The organism is Methanosarcina spelaei (assembly GCF_002287235.1).
Taxonomy (GTDB): domain Archaea; phylum Halobacteriota; class Methanosarcinia; order Methanosarcinales; family Methanosarcinaceae; genus Methanosarcina; species Methanosarcina spelaei.
The window spans coordinates 1-19549 of record NZ_LMVP01000542.1; the positions used below are offsets into that span (position 1 = coordinate 1).

A 19549-nucleotide genomic window follows, 5' to 3' on the forward strand; every position below is an offset into this window, starting at 1 on the left:
TAATTATATTATATTTTTATTATAAATAATTACCCATTTTATACGACGAAGAGCCAATAATTGTAAATGAAACAAAAAAATAGAGATATCAAGACGATGAAAACGGAGGAAAAGAGCATGTATCAATGCTTTATCACAGGACATTATCTAAACAAGGCTGTAGACATTTATTGCGGTGGACCTGATGTTTTCACGGGAACGATAGAAGCCTGTGCTGATAATGTCCTTACTCTCAACAATAAAGGCAAATATACCCATGTGGCCGTAGATAAAATAATTGCCCTATGGCCTATTGAGGATAACGAAGCCGTAATGACTTCGAGTGCGAATGCCCATTATCACGCCCATAAATAAAAGAATCTCCCTGTGACCTTAGAAAAAACATACAAGAAATTTGGAGGGCTTTTATTTTACTGTTTTTTTATGTTAGGTGCAGATGATCACGAATACTATGACCTTTATAGGCCGTCAGAGAACGTAAGATAATTCGATTTCATGACAAAAATCTAACGAAAAAAGCGTTTAAGGCCTCTAAATTGAAAACACAGGGTTTTACAATATCACAATAAAACTTAAACTACCTGCAGAGAGTTGACCTATTTAGAGCAGGTATCTTCATGGTTATCACGGCCACAGGACCTGAACTTGGCTGTTACAATGCTAAAACGGGAGAAAAGATCTGGTCCTTTAAGAACACGCACGGAACTGCTGGTGTAGTCAATAGCGGGCCTGCAATTGCGGACGGGATGGTAATCTTCAACGATTGGGACGGAAGCCGTTATTACTGTCTGGATGAGTATACAGGGGATCTCCTCTGGAGCTTTAAAGTAAAAGGAGACGCTCAATCAGTACCTACTTATGCAGATGGAAAATTCTACCTGACAAGTTATGAATACGGTTCTTCGGGAAACATTTACTGTGTGGACGCAATAACCGGAAAACAGGTATGGAAGAACAGCAATATCGTAAATAGTTTATGCGGTTCTCCTGTTTACTAAAATGGCATTATTTACCTGACAACTTACAGCTTTTACGGAAAAGGAGAACATCTTGCCATTAATGCAGGCAATGGCAAAAAAATTTGGGAACAAGCAATTGAAAGTTCAGATTCGACCCCTGCTTCTGCTTACGGAAATGTTTACGTTTGCGGAGGGACAAAAGGTTACACAAATGTGAAAACCTACTGTTTCAATGTCACTACTGGGTCACCTGTTTGGTCGACATCTTCAAATACAACAGGAGGATGGACCTGTTCGGTGGCTGTTGCCAATGGACTTGTTTATGTAGGCGGTGAAGAAGGATTTTATGACTACAACAAACTTTATGCTCTCAACGCTTCCACAGGAGATATCGTTTGGTATGCTCCGCATGCAGGTTCTTCTCCTGCGCTTTCGGATGGGATGCTTTTCAGTATAGGAAGCGATCAGAAAGTCTACGCTTTTAAGGACTCTTTGATTTCACCTGTTGCTGCATTTTCCGCAACTCCAACTTCAGGAAACTCTCCACTGAAGGTACAGTTTACAGACAAAAGCAGCAATAGTCCAACTTCATGGAATTGGAGTTTTGGTGACAGTAGTTCTTCAACACTCCAGAATCCTGCACACACATACAGTAAAGCAGGAAAATATACTGTCAGCTTAACAGTAAAGAATGCAGCCGGAACAACTACAAAAATAATAAAGGATTACATAACTGTCAAAAAAGCTCCTGTAAAACCGGTTGCTGCATTTTCTGCATCTCCGACCTCAGGGAAATGCACCATTAAAGGTGCAGTTTACTGACAAAAGTACAGGCTCCCCAACTTCATGGAACTGGAGTTTTGGAGATGGTAGTTCTTCAACAGCCAAAAATCCGGTATATAAATACACAAAGGCAGGAAAATTCACTGTTAAATTAACAGTGAAGAATGCTGCAGGTAGTAGTACTAAAACTATATCAAAATACGTTGTAGTTTCAGAAAAGAAATAACATTTTAAATTGAAAAACAGCTTTGTAGAAATTATCGTTTGCATCTGAGATCTAACTTCATACCTGGGTTACAAATGTTTAGAAACTCCGAGATCAATCGATTTCTACAAAGCCTATTTTTTAATCATTAATGCTATTGCATTTGGTTTTATGTATTGAGTACTTATACTTAATTATTATAGGAGCTGATCCCAAAACTCAAAATTGCTTCTCTGAATCCTGTATTCTGAATAATCAATCAAGTTTCTGATCATGAAAACAATCTTGAAAATTCTTGATGATTAAGAACTAAATGGCTTTTGGGATAGGCTCTAGGACAAAAAACTTAAGGTCAATATATCTTAGAATTGCTGAAAAAATTATATTCTGAATTTAAAGTTAATATTGTCGTTGTCCAACTGTATGAATGATTTGAATTTTATAGCCTCTAAGTGTTATCTTCTTCGACTCTAAGTATTATTTTCTTCGACTCTAAGTATTATTTTCTTCGACTCTAAGTATTTTTTTCTTTGACTCTAGGTGTTATCTTCTTCTGTAATCTCTGCATTTTTGCACGAATTTTTCTGCCGGGAAACTGGCAGGATGAGAATGCATATACCCTGCGAGCGTATTGTGCTCAATAAGCCCGTCAAAGCCGTCCTGTATACCTTTTCCCCGGAGCATTTCGTATGCAAATTTTGCATCACGGTCACACTCTGTAATAGAAAAATGGAATTCATGACCTTTTATGTTGTGAGAACAAAAATTTCTGTTCAGGGGGTGAGCTTCGGTATAGTCAAGAGCTTTAAGCTGGTTTGTCAGAAGTGTATTACCAGGCACGACATCTGCCAGTTTATAGATTCTGCCATCTACTTCATAGGTTTTGCAGAGGTAGAGCAGACCGCCGCATTCTGCATATATGGGTAAACCATCAGCTGCAAGGCCTTTAAGCTTGCATGTAGTCTTTGAATTTTCAAGGGCTTCTGCATAAAGTTCAGGATAGCCACCTCCGAGATATACACCATCTATATCCGGCATTTCTCCTGCCACCGGGCTAAAGAATACAACTTCAGCTCCACAAGCCTTAAAGGCATCAAACATATCCTGATAATAGAAACAGAATGCAGGATCCATGGCAATTCCTATCCTGACATCTGTCTCCGGCTCCTTGATATCAGAAACTTCCGGAATTGAACAGGATTCGGAGAGTTCAAGAATTGCATCAAGATCAACGTTCTCCTCAATAAACGAAGCCAACTCTTCTGTGTTGTAATCGTTTTCGTAAGCCATATACAGACCAAGATGCCTGGAAGGAACTTCCATGCCTTTTCTTCGTGGGATCTCGCCTACAATAGGGATGTCGTCAGGAAGTGAATTTTTTACAAGTTCCGCGTGGCGTGGGCTTCCAACCTGATTTAAGATCACGCCCGAAACCCTAACTTCAGGATCGAACTCCGAGTACCCTTTAAGGAGAGCAGCGGTACTTCTTGACATGCCATTGACATCAATTACCAGAATCACAGGTAAGTCTAGAATTTTTGCAACCTGTGCTGAGCTTGCAATTTCCGTAGAATCGACTCCGTCAAAAAGTCCCATTACGCCTTCTACTACCATAATATCCGCATCCGCAGATGTTCTGGCTACAGCCTGCATAACGCCATCTACACCCATCATGTATGTGTCCAGGTTTCTTGAAGTACGTCCGCAGATTGCAGTATGATGGGAAGTATCAATGTAGTCAGGCCCTACCTTGTAAGGCTGGACTTTTAACTGCCTTTGCTTAAGGGCAGCCATAATACCTACCGAAACTGTAGTTTTTCCAACACCACTATGAGTTCCAGCAATAAGTATTCCTTTGGTCATCTGCTGGATATTGTCGCCTTTAAAATATATTAAAGCTATTATTTCAGCTGTAAGCTTATCTTGTGTTCGATAGGTAAATAATAAATCATTTTCCTTTTATTTGTTAAGATATGATCTAGAAGTAACGTGTTTTTTTGTTGCTGTTTTGCTTAACTAAACACGAATAGTAATATGTGACATTTTTGTGGTTCGATGTTGTTTTTTCCTTTTTTATCTAACAATATTCATGCGTCTTAAGTTAGTGAGATTATCCGTTTTTGAGCCATAGAAATTAAAGTCTCTTTTGCACCTAAAGTCAAAGACGACGCTCTGACACGTGTAAAAAAACATGAAAAACTGGGTTCTGCTGCAAAAAATCTGGTTATTTTACAAAATTAGTGAGTAACTTTACAATTAGAAAAGTTAACCACTCTTACTTATTATCTAGAAAAATGGTACATAAAGGTATTAATTATAACCTTAAAGTGCGAGAAGATTTTTTGCAACACAACCCTTTTATTTGTTTGTGTTTGTTTCACAAGAATTTCATGCGCGTTTGGCAGGAATAAGGTCTTTAAATTTCGGGGTTGCAGGAGAAGAGGAAACTGCAGGAGCGACTTTGGGAGCAACTCTGCCCACAGGGACGCTGAACATGCTATTAAGTCTTGAGAACTGCTGTGCAAGTATTGCACACTCCTGTCCGAGGGCAGCAGAAAGCATCGGATTAAAACCGCTTCCGAGTCCATCTAGATCAAGCTCGGTGTCTCCTTCTATATTTACCCCTTCAAGAGATAGTATTTGTACGTCTTTTAATGTGTCTGTTATTTCTGATAACTTAACTTTCTTTGTCATGTAAACCTCACTTTATCCGTAAGTTTTTCGTTTGATCAGTGACTATATAAATAAGTATAAATACAGATTTTACTATTCGACATAAAAGTACAGGTTTTGTTGCAAAAATTCTGGAAGTTGACAACTCTAATCACCTGGAAAATGGTACATACAAGTATCAATTATAGCTTTAAAGTGCGAGAAGAAAATTTTTGCAACACAACCGGGATTTGGGACCCCAATGAAGGACCCCTACTTTGTTTATATTCAATTTCTATGTTTTTTCAATCCTTGAGGAAAATTTCTGGAATGTTTTTCTTTTGGTGAAGTTTCTGGCTTATGTAGTTGATACTGATTTCTCAATACTTTCGCATTAATTTTCAAAACGGTAGTAATGCTCTGTCAAATTGTTTGACATCTTTACTTCCAAGCACTGTTTATAGAAGTTACTTTATATAAATTTAACAAAAATGATAACGAGTTTGAGCTTTATGGGTAAAATAAACACATTATAGGTATTTTTGACCAACCTCACCTATCTGGCCTTATTGGGCCTTGGCAAAGCAGTCAAGACCTCTGTAAATATCTGCACTCAGAAGAGTTACACCGGGAAATAAATGAAGGCCTGAATGTTAGGTCGTCCATCATTATGCGGTTGATGTTTTTTCATGATTAATTTTCCAGTGCTAGAAATTTTTTATGTTTCGTGCATCAAGCTTGCTATTAACCTTATTGAACTGCATAAAAGGCATGATGACTAAAAGTGTTTTGGAAACGATATCAACTAATTAATAATATGCGAACTGCTCCTATTAATTGACTATAAATAATCAAAAACAAAAAAATTAAAAAAAGTTGGAGGTTTACAGGCAAATCGTTCCCTGAAGACTGCAGGTTTAAGGAGATATAAAATGGCAAATTATTCCTGGAAGACTGCAGATTTAAGGAGGATGCAAAATGGAACCTTAAAGAGCAAATCAAGTAAATTTGACTCGCTTGTAAGTAAAACTACTTTTAAATATATATAGATTTCGCATTCATAGGGCCACACTTATAAAAAAAGAACATAACAAAACAAGTAAAAATGAATAATTTAGTATATGATGGGAAATGAAAAAATAGCAGAAATAAATAAAAGACTCTATTTGTCGGGAGATTATCAAGTATGTTGCATTTAATGATTCCACAATACTTTTTGGATGATATTAACAGGTTCATACATGAAAATTAGCATTACTCTTTGCCAACTCTTTACTTATGTTCAAGCATTTTGTTTAAGGTTTTAAAGACTATGGAAATGAATTTGGGGTATCTGAAATAACCGATGCTTTAGAATAGTAAGAAATCATCAAAAGAAAGCGAGACTGGTTAATCTAAGGCTTATAAGGTAATAATTAGCTGGTTTTCTTCTGTGTATTTCAAAAAGAGTTCAGCCACTTCTTTTGAACAGATAAATTCTATTCCAGGGATTAATTCTTCTTTCTTAAGCCCAATCATATCAGAGGCAAGCTGGCAGCATTTAAACTCTACTCCCATATCGATGCACTCCTGAACAGTAGAATCATATCTTGGTAATCCTCCTGTTTTGTCTTTTTTTCCAAGTAAGACTCCCATGGGCCCCCGTAGAATCACCAGTACTTTGAATCTTTTACTCCGGTAATACTTTGCAAATTTGAGAGTTTCCTGCGGGCTGGTGCTTTCATACACCATATTTTTTAGCAGTAGTAATACCTTTTCGACTTTTGTCATATAACTCCAGGTCTAAATTGATACCAGATAGTTAAATTGAACGAAAACTAAAAATTTTTGGCTCTCTACCATTTCCTATGGATAAGCTGATTTTCAATTCAAGACCGTATTGGTTTTTGTAAGGACATTATGAGGATATCCACACAAAACAATGAAGAGCCAAATTTTTGTTTTCCATTATTGGATTAAACCTATGTTTTCAGGAAGGAAATTCGAACTTCCTTGAAAGACAGGCTAACCATCCGGATAAAAATGGAGGAATATGAGGAGATTTTGGACCTCGTGTAGAGGCTCCAACTTTGATTCAGTTCTGTTTCAGTTTTTTCAATGTTTGAGGAAAAGTTCTGGAACGTTTTTTTCTTAGTGAAATATCTGGTTTATGCAGCCAATGCTGATTTCTCATACCTTCCACATGAGTTTTTGAAGCGTAGTTATACTCGATTTTTTCAGTTGGGATTAACATATTTTTCAGTTGGAATTAACATATTTTTCAGTTGGAATTAACATATATCTACTCAGGAGGTATGTTGGAAGTTTAAGCTTAATTTTTCCTCCGTTTCTCAGGTAGTCACAAATGGTTAAACTGGCTATACCTTTACTTTCAATCCCTGATTTATCTGAGTCTCTTTATATAAATTTAACAAAACTGATAACAAGTTTGAGCTTTAAAGGTAAGGCATTTGATCAAAATCGTTAAACAAGAACTCATCATACAGTATACACCAATGCAAGTAGATACAAAGCAATAGGAGAATCTCGGTAATAGGTCCTGGGTAATTGAAGAATATTACTTAGATTGGTTTCTACAATGAGGATAATAACATTCCAGATAAACCTATCTTTTGCACCTTTCTAAAGCAAGTAAATCTGAAGAAAAATGTCATTAATTACCTTGGTAAAGCGGGAATATTAGAACGAATATTTTTTGGGCAAAAAACTAATTTTATTTCAATGATTAACGACTTTATATATTGAAAAATCAATTTTACTTTTTGAATACATTTATAAAGAATAAATGGATAATGAGTAAATGGATAACACAGGTTAGCCAATGCATTACCGAAGTTACCGCAGATAATAACAAGAAAATGGAGGAAAAAAATGTATCAATGCTTTATAGTAGAACATTATCTTAATAAGCCTGTAGACGTTTACTGTGGCGGGCCTGATATTTTTAAGGGAACCATAGAAGCTTGTGCCGATAATGTCCTTACTCTTAATAACGAAGGTAAGTATACCCATGTGGCTATAGATAAAATAATTGCCCTGTGGCCTCAGTAAAAATACAAAGAATTCAAAGACTTTTTATTTTTCTGTTCTTCTTTTTTATTAATCTTATAAAATCTTGATCATAAGAGCACTTTTTAATCACGATATGGCAAAAATCTGTAAGCGTGGGAACGAATTATAAACCTATTTGCGGTTACCTAATTTATAACCAATAGTTGTTTAAAAAGTAAAATTAATGAGAACGTTCATTATACGTTCTTTGGATCCCAACTAAAAGTTTATTATGTCTCTTCGCTGTTTCCGGTTGGTTGTAAAAATTTATATAGGTCTAAAATAGTCAAGCCAAAAGGGGGAATATCAAGCTTGATTGTGGTTTTTTAACGGCAAATGTACCTGAATTTTCTTTTTGTTCTTCAATATTTTGGGACTAAAATGTAAGTACTCACTCGAAACAGCGAAGAGCCTTTATTATTTACTCACACCTTAAGCTTTTCAGGGCTGTCCCCAGTTTCTTCTAGCCATTTGCAGCCTTCTTCCCTGTTAACCACTCCAACGGTAAACTCTATCCCGCTTGTCTCCACATACTCCTTTATTCTCTTAAGGGCATGGTCAACCATCCCACCAGCTGTAAGGATAAGGCAACGTTTTCCGCAAAGGGCTGTCAGGATAGTTTTGTCTATAACGCCTGAGGAAACGTCCAACCTGATTCCATCATGCTCAGCAAGAGTTTTACTTTTTTTACCCATTGCTCCGACAAAGACGATTTCACCTTCCTTAAGGATTTGTTTTACCTCTGGCAGAGAATAATTGTCAGTATCATAAATCATGACTCCACCGGCCTTGATCCCTTTACGCTTTAACTCAACAATAGCTCTTCCATTCTGATGGATATGCAGTACAGTAGCGTTAACAGCTTCGTAAGGGGACTGAGTCGCATACTGCCCGTACATGATCCCTAAGTTAAGACTATCTCCTTCCCTTAATCCCGGAGGGACATCAACCCATATAAGGTCAATAGGTTTTAGGGTATTGACAAGTTCAGGAATGGTTTTCGGGGAATTTCCTCCAGATGCAAGCCCTCTTCTTTCGATTTCGTGATATATTTCAAGGGTGGTGGGCTGGCGAAGCCCTGTTTTTTTAAGGAGTTCGGGATCTTTGAAAACGTCTGTAGGGGTTCCCTGTCCTATAATTTTGCTGTTTGACAGGAGGAACACATAATCAGACCATCTGTATGCCAGGTCCACATCATGCGTTGAGATAATGATAGTGCTTCCAAACTGGTTAAATTCGTTAAGCAAATCCATTATTTCATCTGCACCCACGGGATCAAGATTTGAGAGGGGTTCATCAAGGATAATCACCTCGGGTTCCATTGCCATAATCCCGGCAATTGCAACACGTTTTTTCTGCCCTCCACTGAGGTGATGGGGAGGCTTATCTTTTAAACGGGAAAGACCTACCTGTTCAAGGGATTGCTGTACACAAGTATCAACCCTTTCTTTTGAATAACCCAGATTTGCCGGCCCGAAAGCTACATCCTGGTACACTGTGGGGGCAAAGATCTGGTCATCAGAATTCTGAAAAACAATTCCTACGGATTTTCGGATTTCTCTGAGGGATTTTGAATTATATTTAATAGGAACTCCATGGAAAAGGACCTCACCTTCAGCTGGTTTTAAGGTCCCGTTAAGTAGAAGGAAAAGAGTGGACTTTCCGGAGCCGTTTTGCCCTACAAAAGCTACTTTTTTTCCTTTTTTTATTTCGATGTTCAGGTCCTGAATAGCTGCAGTCCCGTCCGGGTATGTATATTTAAGGCCCCTGGTCTCAAGAATGATCATGGTCTGTTACCTCAAACAATGGATATGTTTTTTGTAAAATAAAACAGTGCAAGAGTTGAAAGAAAGTAGGCAGAGGTTAGAAGCAATTCTGTTACCTTTACAGGTCTGTGAACCTCAAAGAGAGTCATTTTTCCGTCATAGCACCTGGAATTCATTGCCAGAAAGAGCTTGTCTCCCTGTTCCCAAGAACGGATGAAAAGAGTGCTTGCGAGCATTCCAATAGAATTTATAGAGCGCCTGAAGTTTGAGTACCCGAGTCTTACAGTCTGGGCATACCTTATACAAAGGGCCATGTCAAGGAAGACGAAGATGTATCTGTATATAAGCATTGAAAGTTCTATAAGAGATTCCGGAAGTCCGGAAGCCTTTAGCACGGCAAAAAGTTCGATCATCGGAGTTGTCATCGCCAGGAAATAGAGACAGCACATCCCGCTTATTGATCTTGCAAATACCAGCATGGCAAGCTCAAACCCGTCTGTCCTTACAGAAAGAGGATAACCCAGAAATTCGAATGACAACAATTCAGGCCCCGAGCCTGAAAAGAAGGCGATAATAAGGACACCTGCAATAGCAAAGCCCAGGGGAGCCAGCAAGAGCTTGAAATAGAGTTTCAGAGGCGCCTTGCCAAGAGTTACTGTTGTAAGGCTCATGCAGAAAGCTATAAAAATAGGAGGAATAGGGGATGTAGCTGAAACTCCTGCAAGTAATCCGAATAATACTATTGCCAGTTTCAACCAGTTGTTTCGGTGCCTTAGAGGGCTCATAAGGGCATAATCATCAAGAATATTGGTCATTAGGGAATCCTCTTAGTAGAGTAAAATCAAGTTGAGTTGAGTTTTGTTTTATATAATGGTTATTATATAACGGTTATGGCGAGCAAGAGAAATGGTTATCTAACCCTGAATTTTCGGGGATTTTATTGAGGATAGGCAATTAAAACATTTTTTTGTTTCCCATGTATCTTTTCCGAATTTTTATGGCCACAATGACAGCTTTCCCCTGAGGCTGTAAGTGGATCTACATGAATGGTGGTTCCGGAAAGATAGGAAAAGTTCTCCAGAAGCTTTTCTCTTATCGCGTTGGCAATTTCATGCCCTTCTTCAACCGAAAGAGAAGGCGCAACGGAAGCATTGATCTCTGCGTGGAGACTGTGTCCGATCCAGCGGACTCTAAGGTCCGTAACTTCACAAACGCCTTCAACACTCTCAGCAATATTTTTTACTTTATCGATGATTTCAGGCTCAACGCCGTCAAGAAGACGAGTAAACACGAGTTTGCTTGTGTCAAAGACTATTTTCAGGATTGTTATTGTTATTAGCATACCAATAAGAGGATCAATTATCGGGTACCCTAGCCAGACTCCTGCAGCTCCGACAAGGACTGCAAGGCTGGTAAAGCCATCCACCCGAGCATGGTAGCCGTCAGCAATAAGAGCCGCACTCCCGATTTCCTTCCCGACTTTCATCCGGAACTGGGCTACTAATTCGTTTCCGACACAGCCTATAATCCCGGCGGCAACCACAGCCTGCAAATGATCTATCGGTTGTGGGTTAAAGAAGCGATTCACAGACTCATAACCCGCAACTGCGGCACTGAATAGAATAAGGAAAACGATGATCACGCCTGCAAGATCTTCTACTCTACCATACCCGTAAGAAAATCGCTTGCTTGGTATTCTTCTGGCAAGGGAAAAAGCTATTGCAAGAGGAATTGCAGTTGATGCATCCCCGAAGTTATGGATAGTATCTGCAAGAAGAGCGACACTGCCTGACATATAAACGATGAAAATCTGCAGAACAGCTGTGATCATCAGCCCTATAAACGACCATTTGACAGCCCAGAGCCCCTTGCTGGTAGCAAGTATGGAAGGGTCTACAGTTCCATGAGTATGGCTATGCTCGTGGGAATGTGGCTGCTGGTGAGTGCAGGACTGCTCATGAGAATGAACATGAAAACGAGGAAGAAAATTGAAAAATCCCTTTTTGCGGACATTTTCATGGGGTTGTTCGGAACAACCCTCCTTTTCATGGGGATGAGAATTAGAATGCTTTTCGGACATAACTGACCTCTTTATTTGTTTCATTATTGAGCCTATCCTGAAACTCATTTCATTCCTGATCATCAAGGATTTACATAATTGCTCTATGATAAGAAGCTCGATTGATTACTGAAAGGATGAGATTCAAAGATCATATTTTGATCAGCGGTATAAGCTCAAAGCATACTTGAAAGCAGTTTTATAAATAGGTATTTATCTTTAGAAAATAATTTTTTATGCAGGTATTCATACGTTTTTCCGGATAAATATCATATAAAGAAGCTTTTCATCACGAGCAGTTTGTAGTTAATCTTCTGAAAGAAGCAAAAAATTAGATATTTATTACTGGAAATTAGAGATGGGATATTCCCGTGTATTAACAATAGATCTTGATACTGATTTTTCGTATGGAATGACGAACTCATAATGCTTCAATCTTTTAGTGCAGCGAGAAATTAGAATTTTCAATAAATATCAAAATCTTATTATCACAAATTCTCACAATATTATACAAATTTATGAGGAATTTAGAAAATAATCTACATAATAAAAACAAGTAATAATGAATTATCCAGGAGTACAACTATATCTAAAAAACATGGGCAGAGAAAATTGTAACTAAATAAAAAAACAGAGAAGACAAATAAAGTTGTATTTGCTTACCCAATTTTCATAAAAGTTCCATTCACACTCTCCTGAACAAAAACTTTTATATACAATCAATTTTTGCAGAAATCAGGACTGGGGAAAAAGAGTTTCAGAAATCTGTTTGAAAAACTATATGCAAATACTCCACAGGAAAACTCAAAGTTACAAAGGCAAAGCTGTATCCATTGGTCATCGGTTAAGAAACTTTCTGCCTGAAAACTATCAATTTTGCACCTGAAAGCTATCTATTTTGCACCTGAAACCTGATTAAATTCTGGCCTTTTTGCACGAAATCGATATCTTGTATCTCACAATCGGTTAAATATTGATAACGTTGAGAGGTGGATGCAACAATTTACCACGATTCTTCACTTAACCGAAGAAGGATGAAGCTATATCTGTTTGGAAACAAAAGGCTTATTGAGCCGTGGAGTTGCAGATAATCACAATCCGCTTGAGACAATTATTCAATGCGAGGTTTTACCAAAAGTGATAAAAATACTTTCTAAAGTTAAAATAGATCAAAAATGTTTAGGTTGTGCCCGCAAGTTATTAGTCGATTCCGAAAAAAGAATAAATCTCCCGAATTTGAGAAAAATAGAGATTCTTTTGCTTGCGATTTTCAATAACTCAAGCCCATCACCTGAAAATTAAAAGCTATAAATAAAAACTTTCCTCCCGTTAAGGGAGGAAACAAACATGGTGGAAGAAAAGATTACAGAGAGTGTCTGTCACCCTCGGGTTTACTTTTTCCTTTGTATCCGAGCTTATTTTCATAGTTTTTTTTGGCCCTGTAATAGCCAAAGAAGTATCCGATAACTCCTGCACCGATGGCTGCCTGCAGAGCAAAAAGCAAGCTTTCAATTTCGCCGCTTGGAGGTTCCCATATAGGCTCTGCTATAGGTTTGTAAGTCCCGCCTGTAATTTCCTCAATAACACCCTCAGGTTTGTCGTCAGCTCCACCATATTCGGCATTTGTAGTGGAAGATACGTATATAAACTGAGCTACAAAAATAAGGAGGATCGCAAGTACAATAAGTTCCAGTTTTCTACTCATGCAGAAAGCCCCCTTATTTTGCGGACAACCGAGTCTTCGAGTACGTGCATTTCAACAAGGATATCACTTTTTACCTCAATTACATACTTGAAAAGCAAAGCACTGACAGCACCTTCTATTATTGCAAGGGGTACCTGGGTAATTGCGAAGATTGCAACAAACTTGCTGAATGAACTGAAGAAACCTGCAACGGAAAGTACGTTTCCTGCAGGAAATGCCAGAGCAAGCTCGGTAGAAGTTACAATATAAGTAGCCCAGTCTCCAAAGGTCGCAGCCAGAAACACAATTAAATAGAAGTTAAGTTTGGCCTTCATTCCAGCCTTATAGATAAGGTACGAGACTACCGGACCCACAATGCCCATAGAGAAGACGTTTGCCCCCAGGGTTGTCAAACCACCATGTGCAAGGAACAGAGCTTGATAGATAAGTACAATTGTTGAGAGAACCGCAGTAATAGCAGGCCCAAACATAATCGCACCTATGCCTGTTCCTGTAGGGTGAGAACAGCTTCCGGTAACCGAAGGCATTTTCAGTGAAGAAAGTACGAAAATAAATGCACCTGCGACGGCAAGTAAAGGTAAAATTTCTCGTTTTTCTTTCACTAACTTGTTCAGTTTGTAAATACCTAATGCAATAACTGGTATTGATATTGCAAACCACACTATACACCAAATAGCAGGTAAAAACCCTTCCATTATATGCATTGGATCACCATAAATAATGAAGATATATAAAAGCAAATACAGTAAATAAAGCAAATGGGTCATATCAAGTAAATATTATTGAGATAAAGACAAGTTAAATTGCGTTGATTTATATATAAAAGTTGCGGTGACAAAAAAAGAGGGGCGTAAGCACTTATAAGCTAAATATAAAAGTAATAATTTTTAGTAAGTAGTTGGGGATTTAAAGCAGGACAAGCTAACTTGAACCAATGGTATGCAAAAATTCAAGAATATCTCTGTCTATTTCTATTTATGCAATCCAGTACTGCAATTCCGATGTAAGTTTATAAAACTTGATTTTTTAATAGGCTCAAAGATAATATATTCTCTAGGAATAAGGAGTCAATTTTAGAATCGAAGCACAACGCATGCATCTCTGATGCTGATGTTTTCGGGGGTTATTGTCATGGTGGCATCAGTGAGTAGAATTTATCCTGGATTCAAAAAAAGAAGTTTTTACTTAAATAACTAATAATTATGAGCCAAAAACCGTATTTTATTTATTTAATTCTCTATTCTCCAAGTGTTTAAGATATTCTGCAGAATCATTGGTCTATTAGTTTTAGAAGTTTCTGATTTTGAAATTAAGAGTCAGAATCAAGAGTATTTAATCTCATTTTAAAACTCGATAACTGCTTCTATGTGAATTCCTAAGAATAAATATTTCAAAACAAATTGGTAGATGAGACATATGGATTATTTTTCACTCAGGGTATGTCTTGATTCATGATATATTGTATAGGATAGAGGTGCGTAACGGCACAAAACAGATTATTGGAGTTATTTGAAGGATACTACTGCTAGCCATAACGTATCGACTATAAAAACAGTATAGTTAACTATAATTGTTCATTGTAAAGTTCAAGGATTTGCAGCAAATTAGATGAGGGATGACATGCATAAAACGACTTACTTCTTATTCTTAAGCACATTGCTTTTTCTGGTGTTTTCACCAGGCGTACTGGCAGAAGAAAATAAGATAAACGTAACTTATATTTCATTTTCGTCAAGTGACGCCCTGGAGTTAGCCAGCCAGAAAAATTTGTACAATGAATTTATAGAATACACATATATCCCTGCATATAATTTCACCACATATGGTGCAAGTGACGAGCTGCTTGCAGCAGGAAAGAATGGATTCCTGGAGACGCAGGATGTAATCTTCTGCCAAATGCTTGATAAATCCGTATATGCTTCAATGGATAAAAGTTTCAAAGCAGCTTCTGATAATGGAACCTCACTTATGGCAATTCAATCCTCAGATACGCCTTCTTATTTTGCTTATGATTCTAACGGTTCTGTTGATGACCCTATCTGCAACTACTACAATAACATGAGCACTGAAGGAGACGGACTCGATAATGCAGAAGATCTATTGATATACCTTGTAACAGAAGGTCGTATCCTTGGGTTATTTACTTCTTTTAATGAAAGCGTTGTAAAAGTTGGAAACTATTGAATTTATAATGGAAAGTCATTTACTTTATTTCAGCCAGATAATCCGTAACTTGTTGCAGGATACAACAGTTTAATTCTGGCAATAATAGAAACTTACTGGGAAAGATAACATTTATTACCCAAATAATCAGACTTAAATAATAATATCTAAATTCTTTTTTAAATCCGCTAAGAACCTATTGAAACTCACCTTTTTGGAATAGCTGGGCGCAGATTTTGATGAATTCCTCTGCAAATAGACTTTTAATAACTTATCCCTGGAATTCGTTCAAACCTCAGACGTTTCGAGTAGAAGACTCTCCCGGCATCCTTCTAGAACTCATGAGCGGAAACTAACATGAATTTATATAGGAAGATGATAACTTTTGAAAGAGAAGAGAATATTCATATTAACTGCTGTTTTTGTACTGTTAATCCTCATATCAAACTCTGCGTCTGCAGCTACTCTCTGTGTGAAGGAAGGAGGAGGTACGAGAGAATACGGAAGCCTGCAGGACGCCATAAATGCCGCTGCTGAAGGGGATGTTATCCTCGTCGGTGAAGGAAGATACTGTGAAAATGTACTTGTAAATAAATCTCTCGATATAATTGCCAATAATCCATGCCCTAATAAAACAGTCATTACTGCTCTGGACTCTGAGCACCCTGTGTTTCATGTGGTTTCCGATTCCGTGAATATCAGTGGATTTACTTTAAAAGGAACGAATTTAACATATGGAGTGTACCTAGACTGCGTTTCGGAAAACAAAATCAGCAACAACTATATTTCAGGAAACTGGAGAAGCATTGTACTGAGAGATTCATGTAAGAACTCTCTGGAAAACAACTACTTATCTAACAGTGACAATGGAATCTGGCTTGAAAGCTCAGGACAAAACTCTATAAAAAACAACAAAGTAGATTCTAATCGTCATTACGGTTTCTATTTGAACGCGTCCGAAAATAATACCCTTCAAAATGACTGCGCGTTTAACGGAGCAATGGGAATTTATATGGAAAACTCTTCCGGATGTCAAGTTATTGACTCGGAAACTTCAAACAACTTTTACGGGATCTACCTTACAGGCTCTGGAGAAAGCCTGCTCGAAAATAACACTGCAGACTCAAATGAGATGTACGGCATATACCTCGGAAACTCGAATGGAAGCACTCTGGAAGGAAATCGTGTAAATTCAAACACGTGGGGGATTTATCTCGACTCAAGTTTCAATGTGCTTAAAAACAACACAATGTCTGGAAATAACAGGAATTTTGGTGCTTATACCTATCACTACACTGGAGATATGAATAATACAATTGACACCAGCAACACTGTTGATGGAAAATTGATATACTATCTTGTAAGGGTTTCTAACCGGACTCTTGATTCGGATTCAAATGCAGGAGTTGTCTATTGCATTAACTGCGAAAATATTACCCTGAAAGACCTGACCCTTGAAAACAACAGTTTCGGAATTTACCTGTACAATACTCAAAACTCAAAGCTTGAAGGAAATAATATTTCAAACAACGAACATGGAGTTTACCTCGGGAAATGTTCGGTAGTAACTCTTAGGGGCAATGAAGTCAATTCGAATGAAGGTGATGCCTTCATCTTAAGCAACTGCAGGAACTGCCTTGCAGAAAAGAACAATGCCTCGAACAATATGGCAGGTATCTGGCTCTGTGATATCAGCAGAGACAATATCCTCAAAGAAAACACAGTTACTTCGAGCAGCTGGTGTTGCATTGACCTTGGGGACACAAGCTGCAACAACACTCTGGAAGGAAATACTCTTTCCGGAGCCTATGAAGGAATTTACCTGTACGGAGCCAGTGAGAAAAATACTTTGAACAATAATACTATTACAGCCAGCTCCTATGGATTATTTACGGAAGGCTGTAGTAACAATACGATTTCAGGAAACAGTATTTCGGGGAATGACGTCGGATTATCTCTTAACCTGAACTGGACCGATGGGACAAACTCGGATTACAATACCATCTATAACAACTATTTAAATAACAGCAAAAATGCCGAAGATTACGGAACAAATACCTGGAACACTTCAAAAACCGAAAGTGAAAATATCGTCGGGGGACCTTACATGGGTGGGAATTTCTGGGCTTCTCCGAAAGGAGATGGTTTTTCAGAAACAGCCTCGGATGAGGATGGAGACATGATTGCGGACCTGCCGTACAATGTAACGGAAACGAACTATGATTATCTCCCTCTTGTATTCGAGAAGCCTCTAGAAAGAACCGAAAATGAGGATGAAAAGAAGTGAGAGAAGAAGTGAGAAGAAGTGAGAGAAGAAGTGAGAGAAGAAGTGAGAGAAGAAGTGAGGTTTTAAAAGGAAGAAGTGAGAGAAGAAGTGAGAGAAGAAGTGAGAGAAGAAGTGAGAAGAAGTGAGAGAAGAACAGGTAAGTCTGGATAAAGAAAGAGAAAAAAAACCTATAAAGAAAGGAGATAAAAAATGTACGGGAAAAATTTCAATTTATTAGTTCTGTTAATCCTGGGTATAATTGTTTCACAACTAGTCTTCCCGGTGTCAGGCGAAGCTTCTTGCAAACAGGAGAATGAGAGTAACGGAACTGTCATAATCGGCACTGTTGAAGGAGATTCACACACTTTTGTAAAGGATAGCGTTGCTACTGCGCTTGAGAATGAAGGTTTTGAAGTAATTGATCTTGGAAACGGCGTATCAGCTGAAAGCTTTGCTGCAAGCGCAAAAGAAAAGAAAGCTGATTTTGTGTTCAGTTTTGCCTCTATGAGCACTACAATGATCCACCAGATCCAGATTGAAGAGCAGCTCAAGGCTGCAGGTATCCGTGATAAAGTTATAACAGGTGTAGGAGGATCGCTTGTCACTCAGGCCTGGGCCGACCAGATAGGAGCCGACATATATGCCTCTGGCCCGGAAGATGCCGTTTCCAAAGCAAAATTGGCTTTACTGAAAAGTAACAACAGCGCTCTGAAAGGCAGTGTTCCAGCCAATGGAAATGACAGTTGTAAAAAGCCTTAAAGGATAAATCTTCGGTTATAAAATCTTTGTAGAGATGATTTTGAGAGGAAGGAGTTTTCCGTCCTTCCTTCCAGTCTTTGGTTATGTCAATAAGTTATTGAAAATTGTAATCAAAAGACTCTTTTTATATGTTTTCAAAAATGAAGATGTACTTGTTTTTCATATTTGATCAATAAGTCATGGACAAGAATTCATAGACACGAATTCATGGACACGACCGGATAACCGCTAATGGTGTAATTCCTGAAGTAAACGTATTAAAAAGAAGCTACTGACTTTGTTTGAGATAGACTACTGACGTTAATACACTCAGTGCTGAAGTTGGAAGAAGCTCTTAATTTGTTATAGATCAAATTGTTTCACAAACTCACAATGTAAGTCTACAATATAAGGTTTCTACAAAACCAAAAGTTGTGCGGTAAACTATTGAAATTTCAAAACGGAATTGGCTTTCAACCTGGTAAAAAAGGCTAAGGATTGTTTTGCCAGGTTTTGTTTATGATTTATCAACCCTTTAACCTTGATTTTTTATCGTTTTTCAATCTAAGGTTTATTCATTTTCAGAATATGTCCCAGATTTGTATTTGCCGTTACTTTTGTGTAATTTATTGTTGTCGTATTGCTGCTTACAGCATTGGTAACTGTAAATGTGACCTTATATTTTCCTCCCTTGAAATGCTGATGCTCTGGATTCATTTCTTTTGAAGTCGTTCTGCCTCCAAAACTCCATTTCATACGGTAGGAATTCCTGTGCTTTAGTCAGTAAATCCTACCGCTAACTGAGCTTTCTCAGAGATTGGAGTTGCAGAAAACTTAAGCAACTGTTTTTGTTACAACTTTTATATAGTCGGTTTTTGTTACCGTGTTACTGCCTACAGCGTTCTTTACTGTCAAGTTAACAGTATATGTTCCTGCTTTACTGTACTTATGAGTTGGATTCTCGACAAATGACTTTGATCCGTCTCCAAAGTTCCAGATCCAGCTAGAAGCTGTACCTGTACTTGTGTCAGTAAATTTAACGTTTAAAGGTGCTTTTCCGGACGTAACACTGCTGGTAAAGTTTGCAACAGGTTTTGTTATGATTTTTATATATTCCGTTTTTGTTACCGTGTTACTTCCTGCAGCATTCTTTACTGTCAACTTAACAGTATATGTTCCTGCTTTACTGTACTTATGAGTCG

13 protein-coding genes and 4 pseudogenes are annotated in these 19549 nt (G+C 37.9%); 8 read left to right on the top strand and 9 right to left on the bottom strand.

The features are described from left to right. Positions 1-117: 117 nt before the first annotated feature. A pseudogene (locus ASJ81_RS20575) lies at positions 118-288 on the top strand (MM0924 family protein); the annotation flags it as partial. A gap of 329 nt (positions 289-617) precedes the next feature. Beyond that, positions 618-1968: pseudogene (locus ASJ81_RS24090) on the top strand (PKD domain-containing protein); the annotation flags it as partial. 522 nt (positions 1969-2490) lie between these two features. Here the strand turns inward: ASJ81_RS24090 and ASJ81_RS20590 are convergent. The 3 genes and pseudogenes from ASJ81_RS20590 to ASJ81_RS20600 form a co-directional block, all read right to left on the bottom strand. Beyond that, on the bottom strand, positions 2491-3810 hold the full coding sequence (locus ASJ81_RS20590) for a cobyrinate a,c-diamide synthase (protein ID WP_095645998.1): 1320 nt from the start codon (positions 3808-3810) through the stop codon (positions 2491-2493). Between the two features lie 534 nt (positions 3811-4344). Beyond that, positions 4345-4641, bottom strand: a pseudogene (locus tag ASJ81_RS20595) (CO dehydrogenase/acetyl-CoA synthase subunit delta); the annotation flags it as partial. A gap of 1359 nt (positions 4642-6000) precedes the next feature. Then, positions 6001-6369 carry a DsrE/DsrF/DrsH-like family protein gene (locus ASJ81_RS20600; protein WP_095646000.1) on the bottom strand — a complete coding sequence of 123 codons (369 nt, stop codon included), beginning with the start codon at positions 6367-6369 and terminating at the stop codon, positions 6001-6003. Positions 6370-7470: 1101 nt separating this feature from the next. On the opposite strand from ASJ81_RS20600, the gene ASJ81_RS20605 reads away from it, so the two are divergent. After that, a complete protein-coding gene (locus ASJ81_RS20605) occupies positions 7471-7650 on the top strand; it encodes an MM0924 family protein (protein WP_095646001.1) in 180 nt (59 codons plus the stop codon). Between the two features lie 425 nt (positions 7651-8075). Here ASJ81_RS20605 and ASJ81_RS20610 read toward each other — a convergent pair whose 3' ends face one another. From ASJ81_RS20610 to ASJ81_RS20620, 3 genes are all read right to left on the bottom strand, one after another. Beyond that, entirely contained in the window at positions 8076-9437 is a 1362-nt protein-coding gene (locus tag ASJ81_RS20610; protein WP_095646002.1) for an energy-coupling factor ABC transporter ATP-binding protein, read from the bottom strand. Between the two features lie 11 nt (positions 9438-9448). Then, positions 9449-10231, bottom strand: a complete 783-nt coding sequence (gene cbiQ, locus ASJ81_RS20615; RefSeq protein WP_095646003.1) for a cobalt ECF transporter T component CbiQ — start codon at positions 10229-10231, stop codon at positions 9449-9451. 122 nt (positions 10232-10353) lie between these two features. Next, positions 10354-11496 carry a cation diffusion facilitator family transporter gene (locus ASJ81_RS20620; RefSeq protein WP_095646010.1) on the bottom strand — a complete coding sequence of 381 codons (1143 nt, stop codon included), beginning with the start codon at positions 11494-11496 and terminating at the stop codon, positions 10354-10356. A 1029-nt stretch (positions 11497-12525) separates the two neighbouring features. On the opposite strand from ASJ81_RS20620, the gene ASJ81_RS20625 reads away from it, so the two are divergent. Further along, the gene (locus ASJ81_RS20625; RefSeq protein ID WP_095646004.1) at positions 12526-12777 is read left to right on the top strand and encodes a hypothetical protein; all 252 of its coding nucleotides are present in this window, start codon (positions 12526-12528) and stop codon (positions 12775-12777) included. A gap of 61 nt (positions 12778-12838) precedes the next feature. On the opposite strand, the gene ASJ81_RS20630 is transcribed toward ASJ81_RS20625, so the two are convergent. Next, entirely contained in the window at positions 12839-13180 is a 342-nt protein-coding gene (locus tag ASJ81_RS20630) for an energy-coupling factor ABC transporter substrate-binding protein (protein ID WP_095646005.1), read from the bottom strand. Continuing rightward, a complete protein-coding gene (locus ASJ81_RS20635; RefSeq protein WP_095646006.1) occupies positions 13177-13884 on the bottom strand; it encodes an energy-coupling factor ABC transporter permease in 708 nt (235 codons plus the stop codon). The genes ASJ81_RS20630 and ASJ81_RS20635 overlap by 4 nt, the downstream gene beginning before the upstream one ends. 904 nt (positions 13885-14788) lie before the next feature. On the opposite strand from ASJ81_RS20635, the gene ASJ81_RS20640 reads away from it, so the two are divergent. The 4 genes from ASJ81_RS20640 to ASJ81_RS20650 all read left to right on the top strand — a co-directional run bounded on the left by ASJ81_RS20640 (position 14789) and on the right by ASJ81_RS20650 (position 18368). Further along, positions 14789-15364, top strand: a complete 576-nt coding sequence (locus ASJ81_RS20640; RefSeq protein WP_212556125.1) for a hypothetical protein — start codon at positions 14789-14791, stop codon at positions 15362-15364. A gap of 364 nt (positions 15365-15728) precedes the next feature. Next, the gene (locus ASJ81_RS20645; protein WP_095646007.1) at positions 15729-17630 is read left to right on the top strand and encodes a right-handed parallel beta-helix repeat-containing protein; all 1902 of its coding nucleotides are present in this window, start codon (positions 15729-15731) and stop codon (positions 17628-17630) included. After that, positions 17627-17755 (top strand): hypothetical protein, encoded by a 129-nt coding sequence (locus ASJ81_RS24350; RefSeq protein ID WP_275112595.1) that lies wholly within the window; start codon positions 17627-17629, stop codon positions 17753-17755. The genes ASJ81_RS20645 and ASJ81_RS24350 overlap by 4 nt, the downstream gene beginning before the upstream one ends. A gap of 64 nt (positions 17756-17819) precedes the next feature. Then, entirely contained in the window at positions 17820-18368 is a 549-nt protein-coding gene (locus tag ASJ81_RS20650; RefSeq protein WP_095646008.1) for a cobalamin B12-binding domain-containing protein, read from the top strand. A 543-nt stretch (positions 18369-18911) separates the two neighbouring features. On the opposite strand, the pseudogene ASJ81_RS24095 reads toward ASJ81_RS20650, so the two are convergent. Further along, positions 18912-19549, bottom strand: a pseudogene (locus ASJ81_RS24095) (PKD domain-containing protein); the annotation flags it as partial.